The organism is Microvirga ossetica (assembly GCF_002741015.1).
Lineage (GTDB): Bacteria > Pseudomonadota > Alphaproteobacteria > Rhizobiales > Beijerinckiaceae > Microvirga > Microvirga ossetica.
In genome coordinates, this window is the sequence record NZ_CP016616.1 from 3,068,576 (window position 1) to 3,084,335 (window position 15,760).

Below are 15,760 nucleotides of genomic sequence, written 5' to 3' on the forward strand. Positions count from 1 at the left end.
AGCACAACGGCAGGGGAGACCGTCCTTGAAGAATATCCTCACCCGGGCATCTGCGATGATGCCACTACTTTTTGTCGCGGCCTGCAATACAACCGCATCCAACGATCCCTCGATCACGGGGTCGATCTCACAGCCGAATATCGAGGCGGGCAACGCGTTCCAGCGCGGCACTGCATCCTGGTACGGACCCGGCTTCCACGGGCGCAAGACCGCCAGCGGCGAGCGCTTCAATTCCTACGACATGACGGCGGCCCACCGCTCCCTGCCGTTCGGCACGCGGCTCAAGGTCACCAACGAAACCAATGGCCGCTCGGTAGTCGTCCGGGTGAACGACCGCGGTCCCTTCGCCCATCGGCGAATCATCGATCTCGCCAAGGGTCCGGCCCAGGCGCTTGGCCTGACGAACGCGGGCACGGCCTACGTCTCCCTGCATCGGCTGGATTAGGCGCTTCTTAATTCCTTGCGGCGATTCTTGGTCCGATTCGGGACCAAGGGTTGCGTAAATGGAATCGAAATCGTCTCAGGCGACGAATGTCGTCCGCTTTCCGGGCGCGCGTTCGTCGGCCAATCCTCGCCGCGATCAACGCTCGTTGATGGACGCGGTCTATGCGGCGGGCTTTCTGCCGATCGAGGCGCACGACCGCGCAACCAAGGTCATGGCGACAAGGCTCACCATCTTCGGCTTCGTCGTGATCGACGAGATGCAGGCGGACGGCACCTTGCGCCGTCTTCGGCCATCCGAGGCGTTCCACGCCTGCACCGCTCGCCCCTGGCGCATCTCCAAGCCCTCCGGCCGCTACCGGATCGAAGACCGCATTCCTGAGACGGATCGGGAGCTGTTCGCCGCCCTGCAGGCGTAACGCGCCGGAGGGGCTCGTCTTCCCAGAGGTCTGAACTATCTTCTCGCATCGGCCCCATATCGGCCCATGGCGCTTCCAGGGGATGGTGATGCATCTGGTTCAGATTCTGCTGCCGCTTGCCGACAACAAGGGCCGTCGATTCGACGGCGCGTCGTATGGACGGATTCGCACGGAGCTGTCCGAGCGATTCGGCGGCATCACCAGCTTCACGCGCGCGCCGGCGGAAGGGATGTGGCGGGAAGGCGGCCATACGACGCATGACGATATCGTGGTGTTCGAGGTCATGGCGCGCGAGATCGATCATGCCTGGTGGGAGCGATACCGCGCGGAGCTGGAGCGCCGCTTCGATCAGGAAACCATCGTCGTCCGTGCGATCCGCGTGGAGATGCTGTAGCGATTGCAGGCAGCACATCGGAACCGGAGCGGCCCCGCTTCGCTTGTCGGTCAAAAGCGGAGAATTTCGATGGCCAAGCCTCTCGTCGTTTCCATTCCTCATAATCTCGGCCAAGCCGAAGCACAGCGGCGGCTGCAGGGTGGCATGACGAGCCTGAAATCGCAGTTCGGCGACAAGGTCGCTTCCATCGACGAGAGCTGGAGCGCGAATCGGATGGATTTCCGCGTCGGCGCGATGGGCCAGAACGTCAACGGTCATCTCGAAGTGATGCAGGATCACGTGCGCGTCGAAGTGCAGCTGCCATGGATCCTCGCCATGATTGCGGAGAAGGCAAAGACCTTCATTCAGAAGCAGGGAACGCTCTTGCTGGAAAAGAAATGATGTCGAATGTTCCGGTGAACGCTCGTTCATGAAGATGAACGCACATGGAACAAAATCAATGTGAGTGCGTTAATATATCGATTGCGACCGGGACCGTTTTGCCGGTGCACTTCACGTATAGACATCGCTTTTATTCACTCCGGCCGTGTCTCCCCGTCCGATCGTGACGACACATCTTAATACTGAGGATGGCGCTATGCATGAGCGTTTGACGACGCAGTCCTATGCCTTTCGTTCGCCTTTCAAGACCACTTCCGCAAAGCCTCTGCTGGTATGTTTTTCCCATCTTCGCTGGGATTTCGTGTGGCAACGCCCTCAGCATCTCCTCAGCCGGGCCGTCAAGCATTACGACGTTCTGATCGTCGAAGAACCGATATTCAAGCCGGGCGTGAGCCCGCATATGGATGCGAGCGAGCGGCCGCAGGGCGTGACAGTCGCGGTTCCGATTCTGCCGGAAGGTCTTGCGCACGAGGATGTCATTGCCGAGCAGCACGATCTGATCGAAGGCATGATCGGACGCGAAGCGACGGGCTCGCGCGTGTTCTGGTATTATACGCCGATGGCGATGGCGTTCACGAGCGATCTCGAATGCGATCTGTGCATCTACGACAATATGGATGAGCTTTCGCTGTTCCGCGGCGCGTCGCAGCAATTGATCGATCTCGAGAACGCGCTGTTCGCACGCTGCGATCTCGTCTTCACCGGCGGCATGAGCCTGTACGAGGCCAAGCGTCACCGTCACCGCAGCGTTCACGGCTTTCCGTCCTCCATCGATTTTCAGCACTTCTCCCAGGCCCGCTCCATCCAAGCCGATCCCGTGGACCAGGAGAAGATCCCGCATATGCGCCTCGGCTTTTTCGGCGTGATCGACGAGCGCATGGACATCGACCTTCTGGCGAGCGTCGCCGACCTGCGCCCCGACTGGCATTTCGTCATGATCGGTCCGGTGGTGAAGATCGATCCCGCCTCCCTGCCGCAGCGGTCCAACATTCATTGGCTCGGCGGAAAATCCTACAATGAGCTGCCGCATTACCTGGCCGGCTGGGATGTCGGCTTCATGAACTTCGCCCTGAACGAGTCGACGAAGTTCATCAGCCCGACGAAGACGCCCGAATTCCTCGCCGCCGGCGTGCCGGTCGTCTCGACGCCGATCACCGACGTGGTGCGGCCTTATGGAGAGAAGGGGCTGGTCGAGATCGCAAAAGATGCAGCCGAGGTCGTTGCCAAGGTCGAGGCCATTCGCGCACGACCGAAGGAGCCCTGGCTCGCCAAGGTCGACCGTCATCTCGCCTCGGGTTCATGGGACAAGACATGGGCATCGATGCACAGGCTGATGCTCGAAACGACCGGCGAGTCCGCGTCTGAGCGTCCAGTGCCCTCCCTTCCCGTTTATGCCACGACGCCTGCGGAGTGACCGGGATGTACGATTGGCTTATTGTCGGTGCCGGCTTCGCGGGCAGCGTTCTGGCGGAGCGTCTTGCGAGCGAACGCAACGAGCGTGTTCTTCTCATCGATCGCCGCAACCATATCGGCGGCAACGCCTACGACCGTTATGACGACGACGGGCTGCTGATCCATCAGTACGGTCCGCATATCTTCCACACCAACTCAAAACAGATCGTCGAGCATCTCTCGCGCTTCACCGATTGGCGTCCCTACGAGCACCGCGTGCTGGCGGAGGTGGACGGCATGCTCGTGCCGATCCCGATCAATCTCGACACGGTCAACAAGCTCTATGGGCTGAACCTCACCTCGGAAGAGCTGCAGGATTGGTTTGCCGAGCGGGCGGAAAAGACCGGCGAGATCAGGACATCGGAGGACGTGGTGGTGTCCGTCGTCGGCCGCGAGCTCTACGAAAAATTCTTCCGCGGTTATACCCGCAAGCAATGGGGACTCGATCCTTCCGAGCTCGACAAATCGGTGACCTCGCGCGTGCCAACCCGCACGAACCGGGACGACCGCTACTTCACGGACGAGTTCCAGCTCATGCCGAAGCACGGCTACACCCGGATGTTCGAGAAGATGGTGAGCCATCCGAACATCCACATCATGACGCAGACGGATTATGAGGACGTGAAGAGACACGTTCCCCACCGCCGCGTCATCTATACCGGCCCCATCGACGAGTATTTCAATTTCCAGTTCGGCCGGCTGCCCTACCGCTCGCTGCGCTTCAAGCATGTGACGCTCGACAAGGCCTGGCATCAGCCGGTCGGCGTGGTCAACTACCCGCAGACGCAGGACTATACCCGCATCACGGAATACAAGTATCTGACAGGTCAGGAACACGCCAAGACGGCGCTCACCTACGAATACCCTTCCGCCGAAGGCGATCCCTATTATCCAATCCCAAAGGCGGAAAATCAGGAGCTGTTCAAGAAATACGAGCGCCTGGCGCTCGCGACGCCCGATGTGTGGTTCGTGGGGCGCCTCGCCACCTACCGCTACTACAACATGGACCAGATCGTCGGTCAGGCGCTCGCCACCTTCCGGCGCATCAACGAGTCGCTGCCGGTCGACGCGGATACGTCGGCCGTCAAGGTCATGTCGCCATCGGTTGCGCGGACCTCGTGACGGATATCCTCGTCGCGCGATCGGCATGAAAAAAGCGGCGCGGAAATCTCCGCGCCGCTTCTCGTTCGATGACCTGCGAAGACCTTAAGCTGCCGCCTCCGCAGCCCGCACCGCTTCTTCCAGGCGCGCGGCGCGCGACTCGATGGCAAGCTCGACCAGCGCATCGGTGAGCATGGTCGCGGTCGGATCCGCCAGGGGTTCGTCCCGCAGCAGCCGCAGGGTCGAGGCGACCATGCGGCCGCGTCCATAGGAGCGCTCGACGCCGAGCGCCACCGGCTTGTGGATCCAGCCGACCACGAGACCGGAGAAGACGCGAGCCTGGAAGTCGAGCAGGTTGCAGTTCACGATCACCTGCTCCGGCAGCACCCGGTCCATGGTCTCGTCGAGCAGGGGGCCGGAGGGGAAGCGGGCGAAGTGGCCCGAGCGCCGCAGCCAGCCGAAGGAGGAGGCCCAATCGCCCGACCAGAGCGTGCCGCTGCGTGCCTGCACCCGCACCGCCTGCCAATGCGGGAAGAACGGGTAGAGGCTCATGTCGCTCTCCGGCAGCAGCAGCAGCTTGGCGCCGGCGCGCACATGGTCGGCAATCGCCTTGTTGTGCGTGCGGGAGACGATGAGGGTCGATTCCTCGAAGGCGCGGGCGATGGTGTAGCCGAGCGCGCGGAAGCGCTCGCGGATGTCCTCGTCCGGCGACCACATCAGCTCGCGGGCATGAACGGGCCGGCTGCGCTTCGGGTGGATGGCGATGTCGTGATGGTTATGCGCGATCAGTGTGCCGTCCGGGCGGCGCAGATCGAAGCCGATGCGCCGCAGGGAGGGTTCCTCCATCTCCGGGATTTGCAACTCGATGCGGCCGAGATCGAGCACGTCCGGCGCTTCGAGACGGGGCAGGGCGATAACCTGGCTCTCGCCGCCGAGCGAGACTTCGAGCTTGCAGTCGTCGAGAACCGGTCCTGCGCCGTGGGCGAGGGAGAGCTGCAACGCCGCTGTCTCGCCGCACCAATAGGAGGCGCGCTCCCATTTCGGCACGATCACCGTGTCCGAGTTGACGATATGGAAGAGCTCGTGGAACACGCGCGGATTGCGGCGCATGTCGAGCAGGCCGTTCGATTCCCAATGGCAATCGTGCAGTTCGGTGATGACGTAGCCGGCGAGGTTCGGCTTGCGGCGCATGGACTCGATCTCATATTTGAGAGCGCGGAACTGCTGCCATTGCGCGGCGATGACGAAGCGGCGCAGATCGCCGAAGACGCGGTCGAGGCTCCAGTCCGAGAAGCGGTTCTCGACGCCGTGGGCATACATCACGCCCTCGCCCCAGTCGTGGCCGGTCTCGAACCACCAGGGCTCCTCGCCCTTCTCGTCGCGCAGGTCCTTCGGATAGGGCAGGCCCCAATTGCCGAATTCCGAGCACATCAGCGGCTCGCGGCCGGTGATCACCGCATCGCCATAGGGCGAGTAGAGCCACGAGGCGCGGTCGGACAATTCATCCACGAACTGGTCCCACTGGGCCCGGTGATCGGGATAGGCGGCATAGAAGTGATAATCTGCAATGTCGGATTCCACGTGGAAGCTCGGCGCCAGCGGCGAGTTGTCGACCACGAGGCGTGTCGGATCGTAGGCCTTCAGCCACGCGAAGGTGCGCTTGAGCCAGTCGCGGTGATCCGCATCGTTAACGAGGTCGACGCCCCAGTTCTCGTTGATGATCGTCCAGATGACGATCGAGGGATGGTTCGCGTCGCGATCGACGATGCCCTTCAGGAGCTTCTCCTTGCGCCCGCGCGAGCGGTCGGTCGCCATGCCGCCGTTGGGCAGCTCCGTCCAGATCAGCATGCCGAGCCTGTCCGCCACCTCGTAGTAGCGCGGATCGGCCGCCTTGATGTGGCAGCGCAGGCAATTGAGGCCGAGCTCCTTCGCCTTGCGGAATTGATCCTCTAAGAACTCCACCGACGGCACGGTGCAGATCGTGCCCGGGTAGTAATCCTGATCGAGGGCCGAGCGCAGGTAGAGCGGCTCGCCGTTGAGATAGAACTTGCCGTTGCGCGTCTCGATGGAGCGGAAGCCGAAATGATCGCCGATCTCATCCTTCACCTCGCCGCCTCGGATCAGCTCCAGGCGGATGCGGTAGAGGTTGGGATGATCGGGCGACCAGGCGCGCACGTCGTCGAGGGTGAACTCGAAGGGCATGGAGGTGACGCCGACCTGCGTCTCGTGCATCTCGTCGAGCACCGCATCGCCCGAAGGATCGGTCACCTGGATGCGGATCTGCGTCGCGTCCGTCAGCGGCCGCGCGAAGAACACGCCCGAGGTCACGCGCCCGGTGGTCAGGTTGGGAACGAGGCGCACGCGGTTCATGTGATCCGGGATGCGGCGCTCGAGATAGACCGACTGCCAGATGCCGGAGAGCGGGCCGTACCAGCTCTGCTTGCCGAAGGGGATTTCGGCAAAGGGCGAATCCGGAAATTCGGCCGGGTTGTCGGTGGGGCTGTCGACGCGAACCTTGATCTCGTTCGAGCCAGGCACCAGGTGCGGGGTCACATCGAACGAGAAGGGCAGGAAGCCGCCCTCGTTATGGCCGACGAGCTCGCCGTTGACGAAAACCTTCGTATTGTGAAAGACGGCGCCGAAGCGGATCCAGACGCTGTCGTGCATCCACGCCTCGTCGATCTCGATCGTCCTGCGGTAGATGCCGATGCCGGCCCGCATGCGCAGGTCGGAGAACTGCGCCTGCCAAGGACTGGGCACCGTGATCTGGCGAACCTCCGCCGGCCCCGACAGACGGTCGTCGGCCACGTGCAGGAACTCCCAGGTCCCATCCAGGGTGATGCGATTGTCCTGCATGCTCTCTCCTTGAATCAGAGATTACCCAAGGGTTCCGAAAACGGCGAAAACATGGCTTGAGGCGAGCAAGCGGGATCCCTTTCCCATCCTGCGACACCTCGTGCCAGTAAAGCTTGCGCGAACCCTCAGCCCCTCGTCTCCGACAGCGATCGGCGGCCTGTTTCGGACAACGGAAAACGCCGTCATTTGATCCCGGGCGGGCAACCTGGGCGTCTCGCGTCGTTCGTGCGAGGGACTTGTCAGGAACCGCGTCGACGATCTGGCGTTGCCACCGATAATGCCGAGCCTTGTTGCTCGCCCGATAAACCCTTTTCGAAAGGCTGGAGATGGCTCAACAGATTCCTGACGACCGCGCCCGACAGGCACCTCCAGGACGCCCGGTCCTGGGCGTCCTGATCGGTGCTCTTCTGCTCGCGGGTGTCGCGATCACCGGCTACATGTTCTGGGTCGGGTCGACCTCGCCCGACGATCCGGGCACCGATGCCGCCCGCGCCAATGTGACGGGCTCGACCTCCGGCTCCAGCGCCAATCCCACGAACCGGACGTCCCCGGCGAACCCGGCCTATCCCGCGCCCGGCGCGCAGCCTTCCGCCGGCGAAGCGCCGAAGCCATAACGACAATTCCCATGCGTAAAGCCGGGGGAGGTCACAAGCCTCCCCCGGCTTTTTGTTGCGTTTCTTGCGCCGGGCGGCGACTTTTCGCCGTATTGATTCGCAAAAGAATCGCCGCGTTCGCGCATCGTGGGGACATGTCGCTTCGGCGATGCGCTTATGTACGGAGGCGTCGGATCGTTCCGATGCCGGGGAATGCAATAAGGTAGGTTGGATGACGAGTATTGGCATGAAGCGGCTCTTGCGGGCCGCCGCGATCCTGTTGAGCGTTGCCGCCGGCGGGGTTTCCTATGCCCAGCAGGCTCCGTCCGCACCCAATACCCAGCCTCAGGCTCAGACCCAAGCTCCTGCCCCTGCCGCGGCCGTGCCCGCTCCGGCCGCGGTTTCCGCCGAAACGAAGGCGGCCCGTGCCAAGCTCGACGGGTTCAAGGTGGATCTCGACCAGAAGGAAGCGGCGATCCAGGGACGCACGATGCCGGATGCGGACCTGCAGAACATCCGCCTGCAGATCGAGCCGATCCTCACGGAGATCCGCACCGTGATCGATGAGCAGGCTCCCAAGCTCGAGGCCAGCAGGCAGCGCCTGAGCCAGCTCGGACCGAAGCCGGAGAAAGGCCAGCCCGAGGAAAGCGCCGACGTTGCCAAGGACCGTGCCGAGCGCGAGGCGGCAGTCGCGGAACTCGACGAGACCCAGCGGCTCGGACGCGCCCTGCTCGTGCAGGCCGAGCAGCTGAACACCCAGATCGGCGACCTGCGCCGGGCCGGTTTCACGCGCTCCCTGTTCGAGCAGAGCGACGGCATCCTCAGCCCCAGTCTCTGGATGAATGTGGTGTCGGCCGTTCCGCGGGAGTTGCGGGCTCTGGGGATCGTCCTGGGCGATGCCCTGGAGCAGCTTCAACGCAGCACTTCGCTCGGCGTCCTGCTTCTTCTCGGTCTCGCCATCGGCGTGGCGATCGCCCTTTATGTCGGGCGGCGCTCGATCGCGCCGCGCCTCGTCAAGCGCGATCCCGCCATTGCCGATCCCGCACGGCGCAGCCGCCTTCTGGCCGCGCTCGGCGTGCTCGCCCTCGGCGCGGGCCCGGCCATCGCCGGCAGCTGGATCGTCTGGGTAGCCTTCGATTCCGCCGATATCGTTCAGCCGCGGCTGGAACAGGTCGTCCGTGCTCTTCTGAGCGGCCTTGCCTTCATCGCCTTCGTGCGCGCCCTGATCGACGCGATCCTGGCGCCGGACCACACCTCCTGGCGGCTGATCCCGGTCAGGGATGCCTCCGCCACGCGGATCATGAGCTTCTCCGTCACCCTGGCCACGATCATGGTCATCGGCAAGGTGATCGAGGCGTTCAACACGGCCATCGCCGCCGCCCTGCCCATCACCGTGATCACCCGGGCGATCTTCGCCCTGGCGGTCGCCCTCGTCTTCGCCGAGCTCCTGCGCCGCTTCGCCGCCCGGGAGAACCAGGACGAGGCCTGCCTCGGGCCCTACGTCGCGCAGGACGTGGATATCGGCGGCCCCTTGAGAAGCTTCGGCTGGTTCCTCGTCGCCCTCATCGTCGGCAGCGTGCTGGGCGGCTATGTGGCGCTGGCCTCCTTCCTGATCGATCAGGCCGTCTGGATCTCCATCATCGTCGCCCTGCTGGTCCTGGGCGTTGCACTTGCCGACGAGTTCATCGGCGGCTCCCTGCGTGGCCAGACCAAGCTTGCGACGGCGCTCCAGGCCAATACGGGCCTGCGCCGCCGCTCCCTCGAGCAGATCGGCGTTCTGGGCAGCGGCATCGCGAGATTGGCTCTCATCGTCGTCGGCGTCCTGCTGGTGCTGGCGCCGTGGGGCATCGAATCGACCGATGTCACAGGCTCCTTGCGGGCCATGTTCTTCGGGTTCAATGTCGGCGACGTCACCATCTCCCTGTCGTCGATCCTCTTCGCGGCCCTGCTGTTCGCTGCAGCTTTCGCCGTGACGCGGATGATCCAGCGCTGGCTCACCAACACCTTCCTGCCGGCCACCGAGCTCGACGCGGGCCTGCGCAATTCGATCAGCACGGCGGCGGGCTATGTCGGCATTATCACCGCAGGCATGCTCGCCATCAGCTATCTGGGCTTAAGCCTAGAGCGGGTGACCATCGTCGCCGGTGCCCTGTCGGTCGGTATCGGTTTCGGCCTGCAATCCATCGTCAACAACTTCATCTCGGGCCTCATCCTCCTCTGGGAGCGCCCGATCCGCGTCGGCGATCTCGTCGTCGTGGGCGACGGCGAGGGCTATGTGCGCCGCATCAACGTACGTTCGACGGAGATCCAGGCCTTCGACCGCTCGACGATCATCGTGCCGAACTCGAACCTGATCTCCGGCATCGTGCGCAACCGCGTGCGCAACGACCGCGTCGGGCGCGTGCTGGTCTCGATCCCGGTGCCTCGCGCCTCCGATCCAGACCAGGTGGCTGAGATCATGCGCAAGGCGGCGCTCGCCCATCGCGAAGTCATGAGCGAGCCCGCGCCGCGGGTCCTGTTCAAGAAGGTGACGGAGAACACCATCGATTTCGATGTCGTCTGCTTCGTCGACGACATCGACGCGGCGGGCCGGGTCTCGAGCGACATCTATTTCGAGATCTTCCGCGGCCTGCGGAAGGCAGGCATCGGCGCTCCCGCGCCGGCACCGGCCCCCGAACCGGAGGAGCCTGCGGACGAGGCGCCGAAGGCCGAGGAGAAGGAGGAGGAAACCTTAACCCTTCTCAAGGATAAGACACCCGCATGAAGCGTCTCATCGTCATCGGTCTCTCCGCCCTTGCCCTGTCTGCCTGCCAGAACGAATCCCGCCCGCAAAGCAGCCAGAAACCGAGTTTCTACGTCTCCATGGCCGATCCATCGGCCCAGGTGGATGAGGCCATGGCCCGCGACATGATCGGCGCCTACCGCGGCAATAACGGCCTTGGCCGCCTGACCCTCGATTCCGACCTCCAGGCCGCCGCGCAGGCCGAGGCCGATGCCATGGCCCGCGCCGACAAGCCGAGCTCGGCGGATGCCTTCAAGATCCGCCTCGCCAGGACGGGCTTTTCGGCGCCGGCCGCGAACATCTCCGCCGGCTATCACACCCTCGCCGAGGCGTTCTCGGGCTGGCGCGAGAGCCCGCAGCACAACCGGGTGCTGCTCGATGCCAAGGCCACCCGGATCGGAATCGCGACGGCCTATGCGCCGAATTCCAAGTACAAAGTCTACTGGGTTCTGGCGGTCGCCGCCGACAGGCGCTGATCGGCCCGGAACGGGCGCATTCTGGAACATAAGTCGCGGTCGCGCGCTTTAGCTTGAGGAACTCTCAAGCTAAACCAGTGCGCGTCTCGACACATGCCGGACTTCGATCCCAAATTGGGCAAGCAGTTGCCTCCACCGCCGGCGATCGGCAGTGACCAGGAGGTCGGTCCTGGCCAAAACAGCACCGTGGCGAAAGAGGCCAGCACGGCCGCCGCCCATCAGGCTGAGGCCCCGCAGCCCCACGAGGTGAGACCGAGCATCGGGCAGGAGCTGTTCCTGCTCTTCCGCGACATGTTCAGGAGCCGCAAGGGATGGCCGATGCTGCGGCTGGGGGCTGCCATCCTGGTCATCCTGATCTGCAATATGTTCGGCCAGGTGCGGCTCAACGAGTGGAACGGCGCCTTCTTCGACGCGGTCGAGAAGCGCGACACCGCCTCTTTCATGCAGCAACTGATCGTCTTTCTCGTCATCATCGTGGTGCTGCTCGCCCTCGTGGTGGCGCAGACTTGGCTGCAGGAGCGCCTCAAGATCCGCCTGCGCCAGCGCCTGACCCAGGTGCTGCTCGATCTCTGGCTCAAGCCGAACCGGGCCTACCAGCTCGGCTTCATGGGAGAGAACGGCGCCCAGCCCGACCAGCGGATGCAGGAGGATTGCCGCCTCTTCTCCGAGCTCTCGACGGAGCTCGGGGTCGGCATGCTCCAGGCCTTCCTGCTGCTCATCAGCTTCATCGGCGTCCTCTGGGCCCTGTCCGGACCGGTCAGCTTTACGCTCAGCGGCCGCGAGATCACGGTCCCCGGCTACATGGTCTGGGTCGCAGTGGGCTATGCCGGCATCGGCTCGGGGCTCACCTGGCTCGTGGGGCGCCCGCTGATCCGCCTCAACACCATCCGTTATGCGCGCGAGGCCGAGCTTCGCTTCGCGCTGGTGCGGGTCAATGAGAGCGCCGAGAGCGTCGCCCTCTACAACGGCGAGCCGGACGAGCGGCGTAACCTCGACGAATTCGTCGAGGCGGTGCTCAAGGCCTCGCGGCGCCTCTCCGGCGGCCTTGCGCGGCTCACCTGGATCACGTCGGGCTATGGCTGGCTTGCCATCGTCGTGCCGATCCTGGCGGCGGCGCCGGATTATTTTTCCGGCCGTCTTTCCTTCGGCGAGATGATGATGGTGGTCGGCGCCTTCAATCAGGTGCAGTCGGCCCTGCGCTATTTCGTCGACAATTTCCCGAAGATCGCCGATTGGCGCTCGGCGGTCCTGCGCGTCGCCACCTTCCGGCAGACCGCCCTCGACCTCGACGAGGTCGCGGCCGAGAGCCGGCGGATCGATATCGCCCCGCACCCGCAAGGCTGGCTCAGCTTCGAGGGCGTCTCGATCGCGCTCAGCGACGGCAGCATCCTCATCGAGGATGCGACGGCGGAGATCAAACCCGGCGAGCGCGTGCTGATCATGGGCGAATCGGGAGCCGGCAAGAGCACGCTCTTTCGCGCCATCTCCAGCCTCTGGCCCTGGGGCTCCGGCAAGATCCGCGTGCCCAAGCCCGAGGAGATGATGTTCCTGCCGCAGCGTCCCTACCTGCCGCTCGGAACCCTGCGCGGCGCGATCAGCTATCCGGCTTCGCCCGAAACCTTCGAGGACGGCAAGGTCAAGGAGGCGCTTGAACGCTGCGGCCTCGGCGAATTCGTCCCCATGCTCGACAAGCACGAGCGCTGGGACCGGAGCCTGTCGCTGGGCCAGCAGCAGCGGGTGGCCTTCGCCCGGGTGCTGCTGCACAAGCCGAAATGGGTGTTCATGGACGAGGCGACCTCCGCCCTCGACGAGGAAAACCAGACCTCCATGCTGGCACTCTTCGACGACGAGCTGAAAGGAGCGAGCGTCTTGTCCATCGGCCATCGGCCCGGCCTCGAGGAGTTCCACACCCGCACGCTGCATATCCGCAAGACCGAGGAGGGCGCGATCCTTCTGGCGCGGCCGTCGGCGCAGAGGGCGCGCTCCAAACCGAAATTGGGGCCGCGGTGGATCGGGCGCTTCCGCCGCAAGCTGCAGACGCGTGCGCAGGAGGGCTGATCGGTGCAAACAGTCCATCGAGGCTTTTCAAACGACGCGAAAGGCGCAACTCTCCATCGGCAGCGGAGCTTCCGAGGGGGAGCCCGCCCTCCCGCAGGGTGATCCGCATGAGGCTAGTCGGGCTTTACATCCGCGTTCTCGGACAGCTCGGGTCCGATATGCGCATCGGCGCGGTGCTCGCGCTGGCCAATGTGGCGCTCGCCATTTCCGCTTTCGCGGAGCCGATCCTGTTCGGGCGCATCATCGACGTGCTCACCCGGGGCCAGGTGCCGGGTACTTCGCCCGTGACCTTCGGCGTGCTGATGCCCCTCATTGTCGCCTGGGTCGCCTTCGGCCTGTTCTCCATCGGCGCAGGCGCCCTCGTCGCGCTGCATGCGGACCGTCTCGCCCATCGCCGGCGCCTTGCCGTGGTGGCCAATTACTTCGAGCACGTGCTCGAACTGCCGCTCGCCTTCCACACCTCCACCCATTCGGGCCGCGTGCTGAAGGTGATGCTGGAGGGCTCGGGCGCCATGTCCTGGCTCTGGCTCGGTTTCTTCCGCGAGCATTTCGCGGCGCTCATCGCTCTCGTCGTCCTGCTTCCGCTCACTGTCTTCCTGAACTGGCGTCTCGGGCTGCTGCTCGTCGGGCTCGTCGGAATCTTCTCGATTCTTACGGCCGTCGTGCTGCGCAAGACCGAAACCCTGCAGGGCTCCGTCGAGCGCTACCACTCGAGCCTGGCCGAGCACGCCTCCGATGCGCTGGGCAATGTGCCGGTCATCCAGTCCTTCACCCGCGTCGAAGCCGAGACCCGCTCGCTGCGCATGATCATCCAGCAACTGCTCCAGGCGCAGAACCCCGTTCTGTCCTGGTGGGCGCTCGCCTCCGTCGCATCCCGCGCCTCGGCCACGATCACGGTCACGGCCATCTTCCTGCTCGGCACCTGGCTGCATTTGAACGGGCTCGCCACCATCGGCGAGATCGTCATGTTCATGAGCATCGCGACCATGCTGATCGCGCGGCTGGAGCAGGCGGTGAGCTTCATCAACCAGCTTTTCATGCAGGGGCCGAAGCTGCAGGAGTTCTTCGAGATCCTGGACACCGCGCCGGTCGTGCACGACCGCCCGAATGCGCGGCACATCGAGCGCTATGCGGGCGAAGTGGCCTTCGACAACGTAAGCTTCTCCTATGACGGCAAGCGCTCGGCGGTGCAGGACGTTTCCTTCACGGTCCTTGCGGGCGAGAATGTCGCTCTGGTCGGGGCTACAGGCTCCGGGAAGTCGACCACCCTGGGCCTTCTGCACCGGGCCTTCGATCCGCAATCGGGCGCCATCCGCATCGACGGTCTCGACATCCGCGACATGACCCTCGCATCCCTGCGGCGCAACATCGGGGTGGTGTTCCAGGAGCCGATGCTGTTCGCCCGCACCATCCGCGAGAACCTGCAGGTCGGGCGGCCCGACGCGACCGATGCGGAGATGATCGAGGCGCTGGAGCGCGCCCAGGCCATCGAGTTCATCAACCGGCAGGCGGAAGGGCTCGACACGGTGATCGGCGAACGCGGCCGCTCGCTCTCCGGGGGCGAGCGCCAGCGCCTGTCGATAGCCCGCGCGCTGTTGAAGAACCCGCCGATCCTGATCCTCGACGAGGCGACGAGCGCTCTCGACGCCGCCACCGAGCGCAAGCTGCAGATGGCGCTCGACGAGGTGATGAAGGGACGCACGACCTTCGTCATCGCCCACCGCCTCGCCACCATCCGCAACGCCAACCGCATCCTCGTCTTCGACCATGGGCGGGTGATCGAGAGCGGCACCTTCGACGAGCTCGTGGCGCGGGGCGGCCGCTTCGCGGAGCTGGCCAAGGCGCAGTTCATGGCAGCCGAAGAGCCTCCGAAGCGCGTCCGGGTCTCGGCACACGCATGAGCCTCGCCTTCGATCCGCAGCAGCCGGGTGTTCGGCGCCGGGTTGGAGGGGTCACGCTCCATATGATCGAGGCGGGGCCGGAGGACGGGCCGCTCGTCATCCTGCTGCACGGCTTTCCGGAATTCTGGTGGGGATGGCGCTATCAGATCGCACCGCTGGTCGACGCCGGCTTCCGCGTGATCGCGCCGGACCAGCGCGGCTACAATCTCAGCGACAAACCGCAGGGCCGGCGCGCCTACGATCTCGACATCCTGGCGAAGGACGTGATCGGGTTGGCCGATGCCGTCGGGCGGACGGCCTTTTCCCTCGTGGGCCACGACTGGGGCGGGCTGGTGGCCTGGTGGACCGCCTCGCGTTATCCGGAGCGCGTCGCGAAGCTCGCCATCCTCAACGCGCCCCATCCGGCCATTGCCGGAACCTACATGCGCCTGCATCCGAGCCAGATGGTCAAAAGCCTCTATGTCGGGTTCTTCCAGATCCCGCGCCTGCCCGAGGCCGTGCTCTCGGCCGACAATTATCGCAGCCTCAAGGATGCGCTCCTGCGCACGAGCCGCCCCGGCACGTTCTCGGAGCAGGATATCGCCGGTTACGAGCAGGCCTGGTCTCAGCCCGGAGCGCTCACGGCGATGCTGAACTGGTATCGCGCCCTGCCGTTCAAGCCCGACATGAACGATCCCGGAATCTCTCCTCCGACGCTCGTGATCTGGGGCGCCCGCGACCGCTTCCTGGAGAAGGGCCTCGCGGAGGCGAGCCTCGCGCTATGCCGGTCGGGCAATGTGGTCTGGATCGACGACGCCACCCATTGGGTTCAGCACGAGGAGCCGGATAGGGTCAACGCGGCGCTGGTGGGCTTTCTGAATCTCTAGTCGACAAGTCTCCGCCTTCAGAGGCTGGCTCACAAAACAC

Annotated in this window: 13 protein-coding genes; 12 read left to right on the forward strand and 1 reads right to left on the reverse strand. The window is 64.6% G+C overall.

Going from position 1 to position 15,760, the window contains the following annotated elements; genetic code table 11:
* The first annotated feature begins 25 nt into the window (after positions 1–25).
* From BB934_RS14545 to glf, 6 genes are all read left to right on the forward strand, one after another.
* Positions 26–445 carry a septal ring lytic transglycosylase RlpA family protein gene (locus BB934_RS14545; protein WP_099510261.1) on the forward strand — a complete coding sequence of 140 codons (420 nt, stop codon included), beginning with the start codon at positions 26–28 and terminating at the stop codon, positions 443–445.
* Between the two features lie 58 nt (positions 446–503).
* Positions 504–860, forward strand: a complete 357-nt coding sequence (locus BB934_RS14550) for a hypothetical protein (protein ID WP_099510262.1) — start codon at positions 504–506, stop codon at positions 858–860.
* A gap of 88 nt (positions 861–948) precedes the next feature.
* Positions 949–1,254, forward strand: a complete 306-nt coding sequence (locus BB934_RS14555; RefSeq protein ID WP_099510263.1) for a hypothetical protein — start codon at positions 949–951, stop codon at positions 1,252–1,254.
* Positions 1,255–1,323: 69 nt separating this feature from the next.
* Positions 1,324–1,635, forward strand: coding sequence for a polyhydroxyalkanoic acid system family protein (locus tag BB934_RS14560; RefSeq protein ID WP_099510264.1), 312 nt, complete (start codon positions 1,324–1,326; stop codon positions 1,633–1,635).
* A 301-nt stretch (positions 1,636–1,936) separates the two neighbouring features.
* Positions 1,937–3,049, forward strand: a complete 1,113-nt coding sequence (locus BB934_RS14565; RefSeq protein WP_237049976.1) for a glycosyltransferase — start codon at positions 1,937–1,939, stop codon at positions 3,047–3,049.
* Between the two features lie 5 nt (positions 3,050–3,054).
* Positions 3,055–4,209, forward strand: coding sequence for a UDP-galactopyranose mutase (glf, locus tag BB934_RS14570; RefSeq protein ID WP_099510266.1), 1,155 nt, complete (start codon positions 3,055–3,057; stop codon positions 4,207–4,209).
* A gap of 84 nt (positions 4,210–4,293) precedes the next feature.
* Here glf and BB934_RS14575 read toward each other — a convergent pair whose 3' ends face one another.
* Entirely contained in the window at positions 4,294–7,044 is a 2,751-nt protein-coding gene (locus BB934_RS14575; protein ID WP_099510267.1) for a glycoside hydrolase family 2 protein, read from the reverse strand.
* A 326-nt stretch (positions 7,045–7,370) separates the two neighbouring features.
* On the opposite strand from BB934_RS14575, the gene BB934_RS14580 reads away from it, so the two are divergent.
* From BB934_RS14580 to BB934_RS14605, 6 genes are all read left to right on the forward strand, one after another.
* Positions 7,371–7,658 (forward strand): hypothetical protein, encoded by a 288-nt coding sequence (locus BB934_RS14580; protein ID WP_099510268.1) that lies wholly within the window; start codon positions 7,371–7,373, stop codon positions 7,656–7,658.
* A gap of 226 nt (positions 7,659–7,884) precedes the next feature.
* A complete protein-coding gene (locus BB934_RS14585) occupies positions 7,885–10,401 on the forward strand; it encodes a DUF3772 domain-containing protein (protein ID WP_099510269.1) in 2,517 nt (838 codons plus the stop codon).
* A complete protein-coding gene (locus tag BB934_RS14590; protein WP_099510270.1) occupies positions 10,398–10,895 on the forward strand; it encodes a CAP domain-containing protein in 498 nt (165 codons plus the stop codon). Before BB934_RS14585 ends, BB934_RS14590 begins: the two co-directional genes overlap by 4 nt.
* Positions 10,896–10,988: 93 nt before the next feature.
* Positions 10,989–12,953 carry an ABC transporter ATP-binding protein/permease gene (locus BB934_RS14595; RefSeq protein WP_099510271.1) on the forward strand — a complete coding sequence of 655 codons (1,965 nt, stop codon included), beginning with the start codon at positions 10,989–10,991 and terminating at the stop codon, positions 12,951–12,953.
* A gap of 107 nt (positions 12,954–13,060) precedes the next feature.
* Positions 13,061–14,854, forward strand: a complete 1,794-nt coding sequence (locus BB934_RS14600) for a glucan ABC transporter ATP-binding protein/ permease (protein ID WP_099510272.1) — start codon at positions 13,061–13,063, stop codon at positions 14,852–14,854.
* On the forward strand, positions 14,851–15,720 hold the full coding sequence (locus tag BB934_RS14605) for an alpha/beta fold hydrolase (RefSeq protein WP_099510273.1): 870 nt from the start codon (positions 14,851–14,853) through the stop codon (positions 15,718–15,720). The genes BB934_RS14600 and BB934_RS14605 overlap by 4 nt, the downstream gene beginning before the upstream one ends.
* Positions 15,721–15,760: the final 40 nt, after the last annotated feature.

Bases quoted from the DNA above. Each gene is read 5' to 3' on its own strand.
- BB934_RS14575 (WP_099510267.1), bottom strand. From the start codon at position 7,044: ATGCAGGACAATCGCATCACCCTGGATGGGACCTGGGAGTTCCTGCAC.
- BB934_RS14550 (WP_099510262.1), top strand. From the start codon at position 504: ATGGAATCGAAATCGTCTCAGGCGACGAATGTCGTCCGCTTTCCGGGC.
- BB934_RS14590 (WP_099510270.1), top strand. From the start codon at position 10,398: ATGAAGCGTCTCATCGTCATCGGTCTCTCCGCCCTTGCCCTGTCTGCC.
- BB934_RS14555 (WP_099510263.1), top strand. From the start codon at position 949: ATGCATCTGGTTCAGATTCTGCTGCCGCTTGCCGACAACAAGGGCCGT.
- BB934_RS14585 (WP_099510269.1), top strand. From the start codon at position 7,885: ATGAAGCGGCTCTTGCGGGCCGCCGCGATCCTGTTGAGCGTTGCCGCC.
- BB934_RS14605 (WP_099510273.1), top strand. From the start codon at position 14,851: ATGAGCCTCGCCTTCGATCCGCAGCAGCCGGGTGTTCGGCGCCGGGTT.
- BB934_RS14600 (WP_099510272.1), top strand. From the start codon at position 13,061: ATGAGGCTAGTCGGGCTTTACATCCGCGTTCTCGGACAGCTCGGGTCC.
- BB934_RS14560 (WP_099510264.1), top strand. From the start codon at position 1,324: ATGGCCAAGCCTCTCGTCGTTTCCATTCCTCATAATCTCGGCCAAGCC.
- BB934_RS14595 (WP_099510271.1), top strand. From the start codon at position 10,989: ATGCCGGACTTCGATCCCAAATTGGGCAAGCAGTTGCCTCCACCGCCG.
- glf (WP_099510266.1), top strand. From the start codon at position 3,055: ATGTACGATTGGCTTATTGTCGGTGCCGGCTTCGCGGGCAGCGTTCTG.
- BB934_RS14580 (WP_099510268.1), top strand. From the start codon at position 7,371: ATGGCTCAACAGATTCCTGACGACCGCGCCCGACAGGCACCTCCAGGA.